This is a genomic window from Pseudomonas sp. IT-P258, assembly GCF_949767825.1.
GTDB classification, from domain to species: domain Bacteria; phylum Pseudomonadota; class Gammaproteobacteria; order Pseudomonadales; family Pseudomonadaceae; genus Aquipseudomonas; species Aquipseudomonas monachiensis.
Map to the genome: position 1 here is coordinate 137,846 of NZ_CATKPU010000021.1, position 16,015 is coordinate 153,860.

The following is a 16,015-nucleotide window of genomic DNA, read 5'->3' on the forward strand; positions in this document are numbered from 1 at the left end:
GTAGCGAGGGGCGAACATGTTATCCACAGAACCACCAACAGGGATTGTGGGTAAACACCGAGTTGTTCAGACTTTATTGAGGCATGAATGACCTGAATCCAGGTCCAGGTTCAATTCAAAGTCTTTGAACGCGCGCCATCCGAGCAATATCGACGGGACGTATTGCCCTGCTATCAGCGCCGGCGGGATGGTAAAGCCCGGGTAGTATTTGTAGGTAACCGCCATGGTGTTGCCCTGCAGGGCCAATACGCCGTCGAAGCGTTGGAAACGCTTGTTGTCGTTGGTGGAAACGCTCGAGCTTCCCGGTGTCAGCGCCTGTACGACACTGAGCCGCCTGCCGGGCGACGAGGCCGTCAGGTAGTCGACATTTCCCGTATCGATGATGGCCTGCGTTGCCCGGCGATCCAGCTGTGCGGCCACCACCAACCGTTGATTGAGATCCAGGCGGCTAACGACAACCGACGCATCACAGCCTGTGGCCGGCGGTGGATCCAGCTCCAGTGTTCTGCTGGTGATCTTCAAGCGCCCCAGCTTGCTGATCAGATCCAGCCCCAACAGATTATCGCGGTCGCTGACAAAGACCAGGACGTTCCTGAATTCACGGGTGCCGACTTTCAGCGACCGGAGAATGCCCAGCCTCGCAGCCAGGCCTTTTTCGCCATAAAACGTGCTGTAGCGATAAAAAGCATCGGGCAACAACCTGATGCCCATCTGTTTCGCGGTGTCGATGTTGACCCGGGTTTGCGGGGCCCCCGTGTCCAGTACAAAACGCGCCGAGGCACCATTGGCCGCGCCGACCTCGATAAATGGCAGCACTTGTTCAGCGATGTAAAAGTCGCCGGCATACGGATAGAGCGGCAGCACCTCATGCCGCATCGAACCCTTGACCGTGAAATCGCCAGTCGCCGCCAGCATAGCCAGTGATTTGCTGCCAAACGTGGAGAACAGAGGCTTCAGATCGGCGCTGGCGGCAATCGCCCGGGCATGCCTGGCCTTGATCGCGAGGTAGTATTCAGGGAGTTGGTTGGCGGCCTTGGCTTCGAGCAATCTGGCGAAGACAGTTACCGAGCAACTGAGGTGTCTATCGGCATCCAGCACCTTGTCGCACTGTTGCCGCAGTTGCGCCAGGGACGCGCTGCGCCCCTGTTCGGAGTCTATCCAGCGGTAAAAATCCTGGTCAGCCACAGGCGCATTTGTCTGGGCGGCAGAGATCACACCTGTGGATAACCACATGGCCGATGCACAGAGCGCCAGAAGAGCGAAAGTCTTCATATTCAGGCCAGTCATAAAAACCGGTTTTTATGAGTCAGCGCTGAATGTCTGAAAGCTCCCGAAAGCGTACCGCACCCCTGATCAGCGCATTGAAAACTGTAGCTCACTGCCCTCGTCGGCGTGGGGCGAGAGCAAGGGTTCGTGGCGTTGTGGATAACCGCCGCCGGTCGCCCCCTCGAGCAAGCTCAAGGCCTATGCATAAGATAGGCGTCACCGCTGACGCGGATCATGGGATGAGGGGTGATCTGGCAGGTCTTGATGATCCCGAAACCGTGCCGCTCGTAAAAACGCCGGGCGCCAGCGTTGGCGGCGTAGTCGATCAGGCTCAGGCCATTGAGCCCCAGTTGGTCGGCGCGTTCTTGAGCATGGGCGAGAAACTGCACGCCCAGCCCCCGGTTGCGCCAGCCTTCATGCAGGGCCAGGCTGGAGATGTACAGGGTATCGGGTACCTCCATGTCGGCGTAAGGCGCCAGTACCGGGTCGGTCGTCGGCACAGCCAGTGGATCGTGGCGCATCGCGTAGCTGTGCATCATGCCAATGACCTGACCATCGGCCTCGGCAATCAGGCAGTTCTGGTAGGAGAAATCCACGTCGTCCCGGGCGTATCGAATGGCACCTACATCCAGCAAGTCCTGACCGGGCTCGGCCAACTGGCTCCAGATGTAATCCGAAGCGCCCTCTGAGGAAATCTGGAACAGACGCGCAATCGCGCGCGCGTCCGCACGCACTGCCGAACGAAATTCAACTGCCATTGTTTTTTCTCTGCCAGATTTATCCAGTCCACATGAAGGAAAGCGTTAGCGGACCACACCTTCTTCAATCAGCAATTTGAGGATGGCCTCGGCACCGGCCTGGGCCGTTACGCCTTTAAGCACCTGCCCGCCTCCACCACTTGCCTTGGCCGTCGCGGCTTTCATGCGGTCGGCGCCGCTCTTGGCCTTGATCACCTTCAGGCGCTTGGGCCGTGGCTTGGCCGGTTGCAGCGTGGCGACCGCGAGCAGTTCATCGTCGATGACCTCGACGTCCTGCGCTTGCAGCACACCGCGTCGAGCCGGGCCGTAAGCGCTTTGCCGAGGCTTGGGGGCGGCGTTATCCACCGTCGCCAGAAACGGCAGGCGTACCTTCAGGCGACGGCGTTGACCACGGGGCAAGGCTTGCAGCACCAGCGCCGAACCGCCGTCGATGGACTCGACCTGCGCCAGCCCCACCACCAGCGGCCAGCCCAGACTTTCGGCCAGCAGGAAGGGCAACATGCCCGAGCCTTCACCGGTTTCCGCCTGGCTGCCGGTCAACACCACCTGCGCCCCGGCATCACGCAAATAGTCGGTCAGCGCCGGTAGCGCGTCGGCGCCTTGGGGTTGCTCCAGCACATGCAGTTGCTCAAGCCCCATGCCCAGGTAAGCGCGCAAGGCTGGCTCGGCGATGTCACCGGCATGCAGCACCTGCAAGTTATCCCCAGCCAATTGCAGGCCCAGTTCAACCGCCCGCGCATCCTGCTCCGCGCGACGCGGCCGACCGGATGTCGGGTGGGCGCCGATGGACACCAGGCTGATGATTTTCGTGCTCATAACCCTTTCCTTCCCTTAAGCCGCATCGCGCTTGGCGTCGTTGCGGTAAGCCTCTACCGCCTCGATCAAGGCTTGAAGAATTTCCGCGCTCTCGCCGATCACCGAGAGGTCCGCTCGCTTGATCATGTCGCAGCCAGGGTCGAGGTTGATCGCCACCACCTTGTCGCAGGCACCAATGCCTTGCAGGTGCTGGATCGCCCCGGAAATCCCCACCGCCACATAGACCCGTGCGGTGACCCAGGTACCGGATGCGCCGACCTGGCGGTCGCGGGCCATGAAGCCGTCGTCCACCGCCACCCGCGATGCGCCTTCGGTCGCGCCGAGGGCTTCGGCGGTCCTGTGGAAAAGGCCCCAGTCCTTGACCCCGTTGCCGCCGGAGAAGATGAACTCGGCTTCGGCCATGGGAATTGCCGCCGGATCGACGGCCACCGCGCCCAGATCTTCGATCCGCGACAGGCTGCGCGCCACGGTTGTGGATAACTCCACGGGCAAGGCTTCGTGACGGGTTTCGCTGACCGGTTCGGCGCATTCGGCAGCCGCCAGAATCAATCGGGCGACCGGACGTGCAAGATCCTGCAAACCAGCACCGGCGCGGCCGATGCACTCCTGATCCTTGACCTGCCAGACCCGCGTGGCCGGGCGCTCGCCCAGTGCCGCGGCAAAACGTCGACCGAGTTCGCCACCACCGCTGCGGCTGTCCGGCAGCAACCAGTGAAGCGGACTGAACTGGTTATCCACAGCCCGCAGCCCCTGGACCCGTTGTTCCGGTGCATAACCATTGAACTCTTCGCCCTCAAGCACCAGCAGGCGATCAACGCCCGTCGTGGCGAAGGCGTTTTCCTTGTGTTCGCCGAACACCACGGCCAGCACTGCGCCGTCCTTGCCGGCCAGTTGATGGGCCAGGCCCAGCAGGTCACGGTCGTGGCTGCTCAAGCGACCACCGACCATATCCGGCACCACGCTGATGTAAAACGCCGGCGCGGTCACCTGATGTAGCGGCAATTGCACTTCAACAGCGGCTGAACGTTTTGTCGCTCCACCCTGCTGAGCGCCGCTACGGTCGATACGCTTGATGCCATTGGGACCAATGAAACCGATGCCATGGGGATTTTTGCGGATGACGCCGTTAGGCCCCATCCAGCTGTGTTGCGCCGGCTGCATGGCCGCGTGCAGCGGGTGCAGACGGTTGCGGGCAATCCATTCGGCCCGAGGGTCGCGGCGGATAATGTCGCTCATCAGTGCACCTCCGCAGGTTCACGTTTGGCCGGTGCCGAAGGCTTTCCCGGCGCGGCGTCTTCGAGCAGCGCATCAGCCACCAGTTCGGCGATGTCCTTGATCATCGGCCGGGGTTCGACCACGCCTTCAAGCATCGCGGTGCATTGTGGACAACCCACGGCCACCAGTTCGGCGCCGGTTTCGCGGATGTCTTCCATGCGCATGTCGGGAATGCGCTGCTTGCCCGGAATGTCGGTGATCGGCGCGCCGCCACCACCGCCGCAGCAGCGGGAGCGGAAACCGGAACGTTGCATCTCTTTCACTTCGATCCCGAGGGCGCGCAGGACCTGACGCGGCGCCTCGTATTCGCCGTTGTAGCGGCCGAGGTAGCACGGGTCGTGGTAGGTCACGCTGTCGCCTTTGTGCTGACCGAGGTTCAGCGCGCCAGCATCAATGATTTCCGCCATGTAGGTGCTGTGGTGCTGCACCAGGTAGTTGCCATCGAAGGCGCCGTACTCGTTTTTCAGCACGTGGAAGCTGTGCGGATCGCAGGTGACGATGCGGTTGAAGCTGTACTTGGCCAGGGTCTGGATGTTGCGTTTGGCCAACAGCTGGAAGGTCGCTTCGTCGCCCAGACGTCGGGCCACATCCCCGCTATCGCGCTCTTCGAGGCCGAGCACGGCGAAGTCGATTTTCGCCGCCTTGAGCACTTTGACGAAGGCGCGCAGGGTGCGCTGGTTGCGCATGTCGAAGGCGCCATCGCCAACCCAGAACAGCACGTCGGTGGATTTCTTTTCGCTCAGCAGATTGAGGTTCAAGTCTGCTGCCCAGTTCATCCGCCCGCCCGGCGCGAAACCGCCCGGGTTGTCGGTGGCGATCAGGTTTTCCAGGACTTCGGCACCCTTGTTCGGAGTCGCGCCTTTTTCCAGGGTTAGATGGCGGCGCATATCGACGATGGCATCGACGTGCTCGATCATCATCGGGCATTCCTCGACGCAGGCACGGCAGGTGGTGCACGACCACAGGGTTTCGGCGTCCACCAGACCGTTGACGATCGGTTGATGCGGATTGCCCCCGTGTTCGCCTATCGGCTTGCCCGGATACGGGCTGCCGGCGAATTTTGCATCGGTGCCACCGGCCAGGCCGACGACCATGTCCTGAATCAGTTTTTTCGGGTTCAGCGGCTGACCGGCGGCGAAGGCCGGGCACGCTGCTTCGCATTTACCGCACTGCACGCAGGCGTCGAAGCCGAGCAATTGGTTCCAGGTAAAATCCTTGGGTTTTTCCACGCCCAGTGGCGCGGTCGGGTCGTTCAAGTCCAGAGGCTTGAGGCCCGTGGAACGACCGCCACCGAAGCGTTCGGCGCGACGGTGCCAGGCCAGGTGCAGCGCACCGGCGAAGGCGTGCTTCATCGGCCCGCCCCAGGTCATGCCAAAGAACAGTTCCGACACGCCCCACAACACGCCTACCCCGAGAACCGCCGCCACCAGCCAGCCACCGAAGTTTTCCGGGAGGATCCCGGCCACCGGCAGGGTCAACAGGAAGAACGAGACCGAGAACGCCAGCAAGCTTTTCGGCAGGCGCATCCACGGGCCTTTCGACAAGCGCGACGGAGGGTTGCGCCGACGCAGGTAAACAAAGATCGCGCCGACGAACATCACCGCTGTCATCAGCAGCAGCGCATAGCCGAGGAAACGGTTATGCAGGCCGAAACCATGCACCAGAATCGCCAGCACGATGGACGCCACCGCACCGCCGGCCGTGGCGACGTGGGTGTTGGCAATGTATTTGTCTCGCGCCACCACATGGTGCAAGTCGACCATGTAGCGCTTGGGCATGGCGAACAGGCCGCCGATCAGGTCGACTTTCGAAGCCCGGCCCCGGCGCCACATGGCCACCCGCCGTAACGCGCCCAGGACACCAAGGCCCAGGGCGGCGAACAACAGGATTGGAAGAAGGGTGTTCAACATGGTGAAGCTCCCACCAGTACATCTTGGAGAAACACGGTCGGCGTAGGAGCTGCCGAAGGCTGCGATCTTTTGATCTTGATCTTAAAAACAAGATCAAAAGATCGCAGCCTGCGGCAGCTCCTACACAGGGGGTGTCAAAACCTTAGAAATCCTTGCACAACCGCAGCGCGTCGTAGATCGCCGCATGCACGTTGCGCTGTGCCACGCAGTCACCGATGCGGAACAGCAGGTAGCCGTCGCCGCTCTGCTCCAGGCAAGGTTGCGGCTTGATCGCGAACAAGGCTTCGACGTCGATCTGGCCTTTGTTGCGCGAGCCTTCCTTCAAGGCGTAGTAGATTTCCTCGTCCGGGCGCACACCGTTTTCGATGACCACCTGGTCCACCACCCGCTCCTCTTTGGCACCGGTGTATTCGTTTTCCAGCACTGCAACCAGCTTGTCACCTTCGCGGTAAACCTTCTCCAGCATCATGTCGCCGGTCATGATCACTTCTTTCGGGTACATGCTGCGGTAGTACGTCGGGAACGACGTGCCGCCAATCGCCACGCCCGGCTTGATGTCGTCGGTGACGATTTCGACCTGGCTGCCCTTGTCCGCAATGAAGTCCGCGGTAGACATGCCGGTGAACTCGCAAATGGTGTCGTAAACCAGCACGTTCTTGCCAGGCAGAACCTTGCCGTCGAGCACATCCCAGCTGCTGACCACCAGACCTTCAGCCGCACCCCAGTGTTCGTTCTGCTCGATGAACGGATGTCCACCGACGGCCAGCACCACCACGTCTGGACGCAGGTCCATGATGGTCGGCGCATCCGCCGCAGTGCCCAGGCGCAGATCGACTTTCAACCGAGCCAGCTCCAGCTGGTACCAGCGGGTGATACCGGCGATCTGATCCCGTTGTGGTGCTTTCGAAGCGGTGGTGATTTGGCCGCCGATGAATTCTTTCTTCTCGAACAGGGTCACGTTGTGGCCACGTTCGGCGGCAACGCGAGCGGCTTCCATCCCCGCAGGGCCAGCGCCAACTACCACCACTTTGCGTTTCACGCCGGTGGTTTTTTCAATGATGTGTGGCAGGCCCATGTATTCACGGGAAGTTGCGGCGTTCTGGATGCACAACACATCCAGACCCTGGTATTGACGGTCGATGCAGTAGTTGGCCCCGACGCACTGCTTGATCTGGTCGATCTGGCCCATCTTGATCTTGGCGATCAGGTGCGGGTCGGCAATGTGGGCGCGGGTCATGCCGACCATGTCGACGTAGCCACCCTCCAGAATGCGCGTGGCCTGGTTCGGGTCCTTGATGTTCTGCGCGTGCAGCACCGGAACCTTGACCACCTCCTTGATCCCGGCCGCCAGGTGCAGGAACGGCTCGGGCGGGTAGCTCATGTTCGGAATCACGTTGGCCAGGGTGTTGTGAGTGTCGCAACCCGAGCCGACGACGCCGATGAAATCGAGCATGCCGGTGTCGTCGTAATATTTGGCGATCTGCTTCATGTCTTCGTGGGACAGGCCGTCCGGGTGGAACTCATCACCGCAGATGCGCATGCCCACGCAGAAGTCGTCACCGACCTCGGCGCGCACGGCTTTCAAGACTTCCAGGCCGAACTTCATGCGGCCTTCGAAGGTACCGCCCCATTCGTCGGTACGCTTGTTGACGCGCGGGCTCCAGAACTGGTCGATCATGTGCTGGTGCACAGCCGACAATTCCACGCCGTCCAGGCCACCGGCCTTGGCACGACGCGCAGCCTGCGCATAGTTGCCGATCACCCGCCAGATTTCTTCCGGCTCGATGGTCTTGCAAGTGGCACGGTGCACCGGCTCACGCACGCCCGACGGCGACATCAACGTTGGCCAGTTAAAGCCGTCCCAACGCGAGCGTCGACCCATGTGGGTAATCTGGATCATGATCTTGGCGCCGTGCTTGTGCATGGCATCGGCCAGATTCTGGAAGTGCGGAATGATGCGGTCGGTGGACAGGTTCACCGAGCTCCACCACTCCTGCGGGCTGTCGATCGCCACGACGGACGAGCCGCCACAAATCGCCAGGCCGATCCCGCCCTTGGCTTTCTCTTCGTAATACTTGACGTACCGGTCGGTGGTCATGCCGCCGTCGGTGGCATAGACCTCGGCGTGCGCGGTGCTGAGCACGCGGTTGCGGATGGTCAGTTTGCCGATCTGGATCGGCTGGAACATTGCTTCGAAAGCCATGGCGGGTTCCTCGACTTACAACGGCTTGACGGTGAACAAGCCGTCTTCGTGACCCTCTTCGGAGCCACCGTAGACTTGTTCGGCCACGGTACGGATCTTGCTGCCGCGAGCGGCGAGGATCTGGTCCATCGCCCCTGCAAACCAGCCAGTGAACATGTAGTCGACCTTGCGCCCGACTTTGCCGTACACGTAGACGAATGCCGAGTGTTCGAGCTTGACGCTGGCGGTGCCTTTGTCGAGGTCAATGTCCTGGATCTTGAACAGCCCCCAGCCGCGCTGCGACAGGCGCTTCATGTAGTGCTCGAACACCGCGACGCCTTCCAGGCCATGGCATTCGGCTTCTTTTTCACACCAGTGCCAGGCGGACTTGTAGCCGGCCTTGTAGAGGATTTCGGCGTAGGCTTCAGCGCCCAGCACTTCCTCGATGCCCATGTGGTTGTTGACGAAGAAATGGCGCGGCACGTACAGCATCGGCAAGGCGTCGGAGGTCCAGATACCGGTTTCACTGTCGACTTCGATTGGCAATTGAGGGGCGATCTTGGCCATGAAAACTTAACTCCAGAAAATTTGTTGTGTTGCCCGCTGCACGGACGGCAGCGGGAAAGGATTCAGAGATGCGGCGGCTTATTCGCCCCAAACGTCCTTGAGGACGTTGACCCAGTTCTCGCCCATGATTTTGCGCACTACCCGCTCGGAGTGGCCGCGCTTGAGCAGGGTCTCGGTCAGGTTCGGGAACTCGCCCACGGTGCGGATACCCAGCGGGTTGATGATCTTGCCGAAGCTGGTCAGGCGGCGGGCGTAGCCCTTGTCGTGGGTCAGGTATTCGAAGAAGTCCTGGCCATGGCCCTGGGTGAAGTCGGTACCGATGCCGATGGCGTCTTCGCCGACGATGTTCATCACGTACTCGATGGCTTCGGCGTAGTCGTCGATGGTCGAATCGATACCCTTGGCCAGGAACGGCGCGAACATGGTCACGCCGACAAAACCACCGTGGTCGGCAATGAACTTGAGCTCTTCATCGGACTTGTTGCGCGGGTGCTCCTTGAGCCCCGACGGCAGGCAGTGGGAGTAGCAGACCGGCTTCTTCGATTCGAGGATGACTTCTTCGGAAGTCTTGGAACCGACGTGGGACAGGTCGCACATCACGCCAACACGGTTCATCTCGGCGACGATTTCGCGACCGAAGCCCGACAGACCGCCGTCACGCTCGTAGCAGCCGGTGCCCACCAGGTTCTGGGTGTTGTAGCACATCTGCACGATACCGACGCCAAGCTGCTTGAAGACCTCGACATAGCCGATCTGGTCTTCAAAGGCGTGGGCATTCTGGAAGCCGAAAAGGATGCCGGTCTTGCCCTGCTCCTTGGCTTTACGGATGTCGGCGGTGGTGCGGACCGGAATCACCAGGTCGCTGTTCTCGCGGATCAGCTTCTGGCTCGCGGCGATGTTGTTGACGGTGGCCTGGAAGCCCTCCCACACCGACACAGTGCAATTGGCCGCGGTCAGACCGCCCTTGCGCATGTCTTCGAACAGTTCACGGTTCCACTTGGCGATAATCAGCCCGTCGATAACGATGCTGTCGGCGTGCAATTCGGCTGGGCTCATCAGGCTGTCCCCTTGTTGGCGATTCATGCGCCGAATCGTCTGCCGGCGCTTTGGGGCCAGCATATGCCTCGGTGCCCAAGCACCCGGGTGCAAAAACGACAGGGGAATTGCCGAAAGCGTCAATCCGCGACAAAGGGTCGTCGCCAGGCACAATCACCGACCTGTTCAAGGCCCGCGGCTTGGGCCAGAATTCGCCGCATCACTGGATGCTTCACTGGACAAGAGCGGCGACGATAATGAAATCGATCATTCTGGCAATGGCCCTGATTGCGACCGGCGTACACGCAGCGCAGGTGTCCGACGACAACCCGTGCGACAAAGTCGAAAACGACATCCAGACCCTGGAATGCTCGGCCTTCAGCAAAACCTCCGCCGAAGACCTGCTCAAGGAAAACCTCCAGGGCCTGACCGAGCGCATGCAGTCGCAGTACGGCAAAAACCCGTCGCAACTGGCCGACATCACCGCCAGGATCAAAGCCGCCCAACAGCAATGGCTGAAGACCCGCGACGCAGACTGCGCCGTCGAAACCTTCCCGGCCACCGCCGGCAGCAAGGCGCTCACCATTGCCCAGAACGATTGTGTGGCGCGGATGAGCGATGAACGGTCGGAGTTTTTGGAGTCGATTGGGCAGGAATAGTCCTGAGTATCCCGCTGAAAGCTGGCGCTACCACCAGCTTTCAATCGCCAAAAAACCTTCTCCCACAAAGCACTCTGCTCTGACCTACAGCTTCTGTCCAAAGCCGCTGCTCTGCGGACCTTTCACGCAACATGCCGACAAATGTTGCTGATGGCCAAGCATAAAAATATAAGTAAAAATTCGCAAATCTTATAAAAGACTTATATTCTTCCATGAACAGCATTCACTGGACTCGAAAGGCCGTTAAGCAACTCTTGAGATTGCATTCCGTTCACCAGATTCAGGTTCGTGATGCCATCACGGCGCTCGCTGGCATGCCTGAGGCAGGCAATGTCAAAGCACTGGTCGGTCATGACTACGCTTATCGGCTGCGTGTCGGTAATTACCGGGTCATGTTTGATTGGGATGGCGCGATCAAAGTGGTCAGTATTCAAGAGGTCAAAAAACGCGATGAACGCACCTACTGACATTCAAATCATCAACGACGCCGAAGGCAATCCAGCCTTCGTGGTCATTCCCTATGCACAATACGTGGCGCAGAAAATCGAGCCCGACTTGATCCCCCATGAGGTAGTGAGCCGTATCGTCGATGGCGCTACCCCTATCCGCGCCTGGCGCGAACATTTGAACCTTACCCAGGATGAAGTAGCCAAACGCATGGGCATAACCCAGCCTGCCTTTGCCCAACAGGAAACAGTCGCCAAGCCCCGTAAAGCCACTCGCGAAAAAATCGCTTTGGCGTTTGGCATCACGGCCAGCCAGCTTGAGCTGTAAGCTGCACACCCTCTGTCACTAATGGGATTGAACATGAAAGTCTGCGGCATCGAAATCAAAGGCAGCGAAGCGATCATCGCCGTGGCCACGCTGGACGGTCAGGCGCTGGGCCATGTCGCGCTCGCCACCAAGAAAATTGCCCTGGACGATGACGACGAAGCCGCCAACGTCAAAGTATTCGCCGCTCAGGTCGCTTCGTTTATCCGCGAGAATTCCATCGATCGCATCGCGATCAAGAAGCGCAGCAAGAAAGGCGAGTTCGCTGGCGGGCCGACCACCTTCAAGATCGAAGGGGTTTTCCAGTTGCAGGAGAATTGCGAGGTGACCCTGCTGTCGCCGCAGACCATCAATGCCCAGGCTAAAAAGCACAATTTCGAACTGCCAGGGACGCTGAACAAGTATCAGCATGAGGCTTACAAAGCGGCGTGTTCGGCGTTGGTGAAGAAATAAGATCAAAAGATCGCAGCCTTCGGCAGCTCCTACAGGAGATCTCATGTAAGAGCTGCCGAAGGCTGCGATCTTTTAATTTATGCCTTGGCAGTACGCCGGTCTTCCCTCGGGCACCGCTCATATTTCGCCCGATAACTGCGGGTGAAATACGACGGGGATTCAAACCCACAGGCAATACTCACTTCCAGCACGCTCATGTCCGTCTGTCGCAGCAACTGCCGCGCTTTTTCCAATCGTAACCGCAGATAGAAATTACTCGGTGTGTCGTTCAGATGCAGGCGAAACAGGCGCTCCAGCTGTCGCCGCGTCACCTTGATCGATTCCGCCAGTTCCAGCGTGCTCAGCGGCGGTTCACTGTGCTGCTCCATCTCGCCAATCACATGCACCAGCTTCTTGTTGCTGATGCCATAGCGTGTGGCGACTTCCATGCGCTGGTGGTCTTTGCGCGGGCGGATGCGGCCGAGCACGAATTGCTCGCTGACCTGGATCGCCAGTTCCGGTCCGTGGGCCTGGGCGATCAGATCCAGCATCAGGTCAATGGAAGCAGTGCCGCCGGCGGAAGTGATGCGACGGCGGTCGATCTCGAACAGCTCCTGAGTAACGCTGAGCTGTGGATAGGATTCCTTGAAGGCGTCGATGGCTTCCCAGTGCAGGGTCAGGCGATGGCCATCGAGCAGGCCGGCTTCGGCGAGGATGAAACTGCCGGTGTCGATGGCGCCGAGGGTCACGCCTTCGTTGTCCAGGCGGCGCAGCCAGTGTTCCAGCGCCGGGGTGGTGAACTTCAGGGGTTCGAACCCGGCGACCACCAGCAGTGTTGCGCCTTTCTTGAGCGGCTCCAGCGCCGCATCGGCGTTGACCGACATGCCGTTGCTCGCCAGCACCGCCCCGCCATCCGCGCTCAGCACATGCCAGCGGTACAGCTCGCCGCGAAAGCGATTGGCGACCCGCAGCGGCTCGATGGCTGAGATAAACCCGATAGCCGAGAAACCCGGCATCAACAAGAAGTAGAAATCCTGGGACATGGAGCGCACTCGCTTAGCGGGTAACAGGAGGCCAGGTAACGAGAGGGCGGGCAGCGTAGGGATGTTGATACGCCACTTGCAAGCGGCATTCAAGGGGGCAGGTCGCTGCAGTGCAAGAGCTGGTCGCCGCAGTGCGCTTTCATGGGGGCTTTGCTGCGTAACTTGGCATCACCGGCGCATCAGACACCGGAACTCACAATAAACGACCTGCCGAGGAACCTGAGAATGAAACGACTGATCAGCAGCTGTGTTCTTGCACTCAGTGGTACCGCTTTGCTGAGCGCCAGTGTCATGGCCGCCGAACCCGCCGCATGCCAGAACGTGCGCATGGGTGTAGTGAACTGGACCGACGTGATCGCCACCAGCGCCATGACCCAGGTATTGCTCGATGGCCTCGGCTACAGCACCAAACAAACCAGCGCCTCCCAGCAAATCATCTTCGCCGGGATCCGCGACCAGCGTCTGGACCTGTTCCTCGGCTACTGGAACCCGCTGATGACCCAGACCATCACCCCGTTCGTCGACGCCAAACAGGTCAAGGTGCTTGAGGCGCCAAGCCTGCAGGACGCCCGCGCGACTCTCGCCGTGCCGACCTACCTCGCCGACAAGGGCCTGAAAACCTTCGCCGACATCGCCAAGTTCGAAAAAGAACTGGGCGGCAAGATCTACGGCATCGAGCCTGGCTCGGGCGCCAACACCCAGATCAAGGCAATGATCTCCAAGAACCAGTTCGGCCTCGGCAAGTTCCAGCTGGTCGAATCCAGCGAAGCCGGCATGCTCGCCGCCGTGGATCGCGCCGTACGTCGCAACGAAGCCGTGGTGTTCTTCGGCTGGGCGCCGCACCCAATGAACGTCAACGTCAAGATGACCTACCTCACCGGCAGCGACGACGCCCTCGGCCCGAACGAAGGCAAGGCCACCGTGTGGACCGTCACTGCGCCGACATATACCGAACAATGCCCGAACATCGGTCGCCTGCTGAGCAACCTGACGTTCACCGCCGAAGACGAGAGCCGGATGATGCAGCCGCTGCTGGATCACAAGGACGCTTTCGAGTCGGCCAAACAATGGCTCAAGGATCACCCGCAGGACAAAAAGCGCTGGCTTGAAGGCGTCACCACCTTCGATGGCAAGCCGGCCGCTGAAAACCTGCAACTGACCAGTAAATAAACCCGAACGAACCACCGACTCGCAGCCCCGACGGGCTGCGAACGGGACCACCACGCCTGGCCAAAGCCAAAACTCGCCTGTAAGGAACCGCCAAATGAACCACGACGTCATCATCACCTGCGCACTCACCGGTGCTGGCGACACGACCGCCAAGAGCCCACACGTGCCGGTCACCCCGAAACAGATCGCCGCTGCCGCCGTGGAAGCCGCCAAGGCCGGCGCCACCGTGGTTCACTGCCATGTGCGTGACCCGCAAACCGGCAAATTCAGCCGTGACGTGGCGCTGTACCGCGAAGTGATGGAGCGCATCCGCGAGGCGGACGTCGACATCATCGTCAACCTCACCGCTGGCATGGGCGGCGACCTGGAGATCGGTGCCGGCGAGAACCCGATGGAGTTCGGCCCGAATACCGACCTGGTCGGCCCGCTGACCCGCCTGGCCCACGTCGAAGAACTGCTGCCGGAAATCTGCACCCTCGACTGCGGCACCCTGAACTTCGGCGACGGCGACACCATTTACGTCTCCACCCCGGCCCAGCTGCGTGCCGGTGCCAAACGCATTCAAGAGCTGGGCGTTAAAGCCGAGCTGGAAATCTTCGACACTGGCCACCTGTGGTTCGCCAAGCAGATGATCAAGGAAGGCCTGCTCGACAACCCGTTGTTCCAGCTGTGCCTGGGCATCCCTTGGGGCGCTCCCGCAGACACCACCACCATGAAAGCCATGGTCGACAACCTGCCGGCCGACGCGGTCTGGGCCGGCTTCGGTATCGGTCGCATGCAGATGCCGATGGCGGCGCAAGCGGTGTTGCTCGGCGGCAACGTGCGGGTCGGGCTGGAAGACAACCTGTGGCTGGACAAGGGCGTGCTGGCGACCAACGGCCAACTGGTCGAGCGCGCCGGCGAAATCCTCAGCCGCCTCGGTGCCCGCATCCTGACCCCGGCTGAAGGCCGGGCAAAAATGGGCCTGACCAAGCGCGGTTAACCTCAAACACAAAACCCGTAGGAGCTGCCGCAGGCTGCGATCTTTTGATCTTGCTTGTAAAAAACAAAGTCAAAAGATCGCAGCCTGCGGCAGCTCCTACAGGGCTCACCGAACTTATTAGGACGTCACCATGAGCTTCATCACCGAAATCAAAACCTTCGCAGCGTTAGGCAGCGGTGTCATCGGCAGCGGCTGGGTGTCCCGCGCCCTCGCCCATGGCCTGGATGTCGTGGCCTGGGATCCGGCCCCCGGCGCCGAAGCCGCCTTGCGCAAACGCGTCGCCAATGCCTGGGGCGCGCTGGAGAAACAAGGTCTGGCGCCGGGTGCATCGCAAGATCGCCTGCGCTTTGTCGCGACCATCGAAGAGTGCGTGCGCGATGCCGATTTCATCCAGGAGAGCGCCCCGGAACGACTGGAGCTGAAACTGGAGCTGCACAGCAAAATCAGCGCGGCAGCCAAGCCCAATGCGTTGATCGGCTCCAGCACTTCCGGGCTGTTGCCGAGCGAGTTCTACGAGAGCGCCACGCACCCGGAACGTTGCGTGGTCGGTCATCCGTTCAACCCGGTTTACCTGCTGCCATTGGTGGAAGTGGTCGGCGGTAAAAACACTGCCCCTGAAGCAGTGCAAGCGGCCATGAAAGTCTATGAATCCCTGGGAATGCGCCCGCTACACGTGCGCAAGGAAGTGCCGGGCTTCATCGCCGACCGCCTGCTCGAAGCGCTGTGGCGTGAGGCTCTGCACCTGGTCAACGACGGCGTGGCGACCACCGGCGAAATCGACGACGCGATCCGTTTTGGCGCGGGTTTGCGCTGGTCGTTCATGGGCACCTTCCTGACTTACACCCTGGCCGGTGGCGATGCCGGCATGCGCCACTTCATGGCACAGTTCGGCCCGGCGTTGCAATTGCCGTGGACCTACCTGCCGGCACCGGAGTTGACCGACAAGCTGATCGACGACGTGGTCGATGGCACCAGCGATCAATTGGGCAAACACAGCATTTCGGCGCTGGAGCGCTATCGTGATGACTGCCTGCTGGCGGTGCTGGAGGCGGTAAAGACCACCAAAGAGAAGCATGGGATGGCTTTCAGCGAGTAACCCCTAGGCTTGGGGCCAACAGCACTTGCTCGCGAAAGCGGCAGCCCAGTCAC

Annotated in this window: 16 protein-coding genes; 7 read left to right on the forward strand and 9 right to left on the reverse strand. The window is 60.7% G+C overall.

What is annotated here, in order from left to right:
- Positions 1-66: 66 nt before the first annotated feature.
- From ACM6G4_RS07885 to ACM6G4_RS07920, 8 genes are all read right to left on the reverse strand, one after another.
- Positions 67-1,233: a retropepsin-like aspartic protease gene (locus tag ACM6G4_RS07885; RefSeq protein WP_414913430.1), complete on the reverse strand. Its 1,167-nt coding sequence runs from the start codon at positions 1,231-1,233 to the stop codon at positions 67-69.
- A gap of 224 nt (positions 1,234-1,457) precedes the next feature.
- Positions 1,458-2,024 carry a GNAT family N-acetyltransferase gene (locus ACM6G4_RS07890; protein WP_414913431.1) on the reverse strand — a complete coding sequence of 189 codons (567 nt, stop codon included), beginning with the start codon at positions 2,022-2,024 and terminating at the stop codon, positions 1,458-1,460.
- Positions 2,025-2,069: 45 nt separating this feature from the next.
- Positions 2,070-2,840: an electron transfer flavoprotein subunit beta gene (locus tag ACM6G4_RS07895; protein WP_056726573.1), complete on the reverse strand. Its 771-nt coding sequence runs from the start codon at positions 2,838-2,840 to the stop codon at positions 2,070-2,072.
- A 15-nt stretch (positions 2,841-2,855) separates the two neighbouring features.
- Positions 2,856-4,076, reverse strand: coding sequence for an electron transfer flavoprotein subunit alpha/FixB family protein (locus ACM6G4_RS07900; protein ID WP_414913432.1), 1,221 nt, complete (start codon positions 4,074-4,076; stop codon positions 2,856-2,858).
- Positions 4,076-6,025: a dimethylglycine demethylation protein DgcB gene (gene dgcB / locus ACM6G4_RS07905; protein ID WP_223541344.1), complete on the reverse strand. Its 1,950-nt coding sequence runs from the start codon at positions 6,023-6,025 to the stop codon at positions 4,076-4,078. Before dgcB ends, ACM6G4_RS07900 begins: the two co-directional genes overlap by 1 nt.
- Before the next feature lie 142 nt (positions 6,026-6,167).
- Positions 6,168-8,228, reverse strand: a complete 2,061-nt coding sequence (gene dgcA, locus ACM6G4_RS07910) for a dimethylglycine demethylation protein DgcA (RefSeq protein ID WP_056726570.1) — start codon at positions 8,226-8,228, stop codon at positions 6,168-6,170.
- 15 nt (positions 8,229-8,243) lie between these two features.
- Complete coding sequence (locus ACM6G4_RS07915; protein WP_056726569.1) at positions 8,244-8,774, reverse strand: DUF5943 domain-containing protein; 531 nt, start codon at positions 8,772-8,774, stop codon at positions 8,244-8,246.
- 78 nt (positions 8,775-8,852) lie between these two features.
- Positions 8,853-9,830: a dipeptidase gene (locus ACM6G4_RS07920; protein WP_032829497.1), complete on the reverse strand. Its 978-nt coding sequence runs from the start codon at positions 9,828-9,830 to the stop codon at positions 8,853-8,855.
- A 236-nt stretch (positions 9,831-10,066) separates the two neighbouring features.
- Here ACM6G4_RS07920 and ACM6G4_RS07925 point away from each other — a divergent pair, with 236 nt between their 5' ends.
- The 4 genes from ACM6G4_RS07925 (at position 10,067) to ACM6G4_RS07940 (ending at position 11,692) form a co-directional block, all read left to right on the forward strand.
- On the forward strand, positions 10,067-10,468 hold the full coding sequence (locus ACM6G4_RS07925; protein ID WP_056726568.1) for a lysozyme inhibitor LprI family protein: 402 nt from the start codon (positions 10,067-10,069) through the stop codon (positions 10,466-10,468).
- A gap of 212 nt (positions 10,469-10,680) precedes the next feature.
- A complete protein-coding gene (locus ACM6G4_RS07930; protein WP_056726567.1) occupies positions 10,681-10,935 on the forward strand; it encodes a type II toxin-antitoxin system RelE family toxin in 255 nt (84 codons plus the stop codon).
- Entirely contained in the window at positions 10,919-11,242 is a 324-nt protein-coding gene (locus ACM6G4_RS07935) for a helix-turn-helix domain-containing protein (protein WP_056726566.1), read from the forward strand. The genes ACM6G4_RS07930 and ACM6G4_RS07935 overlap by 17 nt, the downstream gene beginning before the upstream one ends.
- A gap of 33 nt (positions 11,243-11,275) precedes the next feature.
- On the forward strand, positions 11,276-11,692 hold the full coding sequence (locus tag ACM6G4_RS07940) for a DUF3010 family protein (RefSeq protein WP_414913433.1): 417 nt from the start codon (positions 11,276-11,278) through the stop codon (positions 11,690-11,692).
- 77 nt (positions 11,693-11,769) lie between these two features.
- On the opposite strand, the gene ACM6G4_RS07945 is transcribed toward ACM6G4_RS07940, so the two are convergent.
- Entirely contained in the window at positions 11,770-12,714 is a 945-nt protein-coding gene (locus ACM6G4_RS07945; protein ID WP_414913434.1) for a GlxA family transcriptional regulator, read from the reverse strand.
- A gap of 225 nt (positions 12,715-12,939) precedes the next feature.
- On the opposite strand from ACM6G4_RS07945, the gene ACM6G4_RS07950 reads away from it, so the two are divergent.
- The 3 genes from ACM6G4_RS07950 to ACM6G4_RS07960 all read left to right on the forward strand — a co-directional run bounded on the left by ACM6G4_RS07950 (position 12,940) and on the right by ACM6G4_RS07960 (position 15,962).
- The gene (locus ACM6G4_RS07950; protein ID WP_414913435.1) at positions 12,940-13,884 is read left to right on the forward strand and encodes a choline ABC transporter substrate-binding protein; all 945 of its coding nucleotides are present in this window, start codon (positions 12,940-12,942) and stop codon (positions 13,882-13,884) included.
- Positions 13,885-13,978: 94 nt separating this feature from the next.
- A complete protein-coding gene (locus tag ACM6G4_RS07955) occupies positions 13,979-14,866 on the forward strand; it encodes a 3-keto-5-aminohexanoate cleavage protein (protein ID WP_056726562.1) in 888 nt (295 codons plus the stop codon).
- A 130-nt stretch (positions 14,867-14,996) separates the two neighbouring features.
- Positions 14,997-15,962 carry an L-carnitine dehydrogenase gene (locus ACM6G4_RS07960; RefSeq protein ID WP_007975496.1) on the forward strand — a complete coding sequence of 322 codons (966 nt, stop codon included), beginning with the start codon at positions 14,997-14,999 and terminating at the stop codon, positions 15,960-15,962.
- Positions 15,963-16,015: the final 53 nt, after the last annotated feature.

What these genes read in the sequence shown, in the direction of transcription:
- ACM6G4_RS07945 (WP_414913434.1), bottom strand. Translation starts at nt 12,714, where the DNA reads ATGTCCCAGGATTTCTACTTCTTGTTGATGCCGGGTTTCTCGGCTATC.
- ACM6G4_RS07915 (WP_056726569.1), bottom strand. Translation starts at nt 8,774, where the DNA reads ATGGCCAAGATCGCCCCTCAATTGCCAATCGAAGTCGACAGTGAAACC.
- ACM6G4_RS07955 (WP_056726562.1), top strand. Translation starts at nt 13,979, where the DNA reads ATGAACCACGACGTCATCATCACCTGCGCACTCACCGGTGCTGGCGAC.
- dgcB (WP_223541344.1), bottom strand. Translation starts at nt 6,025, where the DNA reads ATGTTGAACACCCTTCTTCCAATCCTGTTGTTCGCCGCCCTGGGCCTT.
- ACM6G4_RS07950 (WP_414913435.1), top strand. Translation starts at nt 12,940, where the DNA reads ATGAAACGACTGATCAGCAGCTGTGTTCTTGCACTCAGTGGTACCGCT.
- ACM6G4_RS07960 (WP_007975496.1), top strand. Translation starts at nt 14,997, where the DNA reads ATGAGCTTCATCACCGAAATCAAAACCTTCGCAGCGTTAGGCAGCGGT.
- dgcA (WP_056726570.1), bottom strand. Translation starts at nt 8,228, where the DNA reads ATGGCTTTCGAAGCAATGTTCCAGCCGATCCAGATCGGCAAACTGACC.
- ACM6G4_RS07890 (WP_414913431.1), bottom strand. Translation starts at nt 2,024, where the DNA reads ATGGCAGTTGAATTTCGTTCGGCAGTGCGTGCGGACGCGCGCGCGATT.
- ACM6G4_RS07935 (WP_056726566.1), top strand. Translation starts at nt 10,919, where the DNA reads ATGAACGCACCTACTGACATTCAAATCATCAACGACGCCGAAGGCAAT.
- ACM6G4_RS07920 (WP_032829497.1), bottom strand. Translation starts at nt 9,830, where the DNA reads ATGAGCCCAGCCGAATTGCACGCCGACAGCATCGTTATCGACGGGCTG.
- ACM6G4_RS07885 (WP_414913430.1), bottom strand. Translation starts at nt 1,233, where the DNA reads ATGTGGTTATCCACAGGTGTGATCTCTGCCGCCCAGACAAATGCGCCT.
- ACM6G4_RS07895 (WP_056726573.1), bottom strand. Translation starts at nt 2,840, where the DNA reads ATGAGCACGAAAATCATCAGCCTGGTGTCCATCGGCGCCCACCCGACA.
- ACM6G4_RS07930 (WP_056726567.1), top strand. Translation starts at nt 10,681, where the DNA reads ATGAACAGCATTCACTGGACTCGAAAGGCCGTTAAGCAACTCTTGAGA.
- ACM6G4_RS07925 (WP_056726568.1), top strand. Translation starts at nt 10,067, where the DNA reads ATGAAATCGATCATTCTGGCAATGGCCCTGATTGCGACCGGCGTACAC.
- ACM6G4_RS07940 (WP_414913433.1), top strand. Translation starts at nt 11,276, where the DNA reads ATGAAAGTCTGCGGCATCGAAATCAAAGGCAGCGAAGCGATCATCGCC.
- ACM6G4_RS07900 (WP_414913432.1), bottom strand. Translation starts at nt 4,076, where the DNA reads ATGAGCGACATTATCCGCCGCGACCCTCGGGCCGAATGGATTGCCCGC.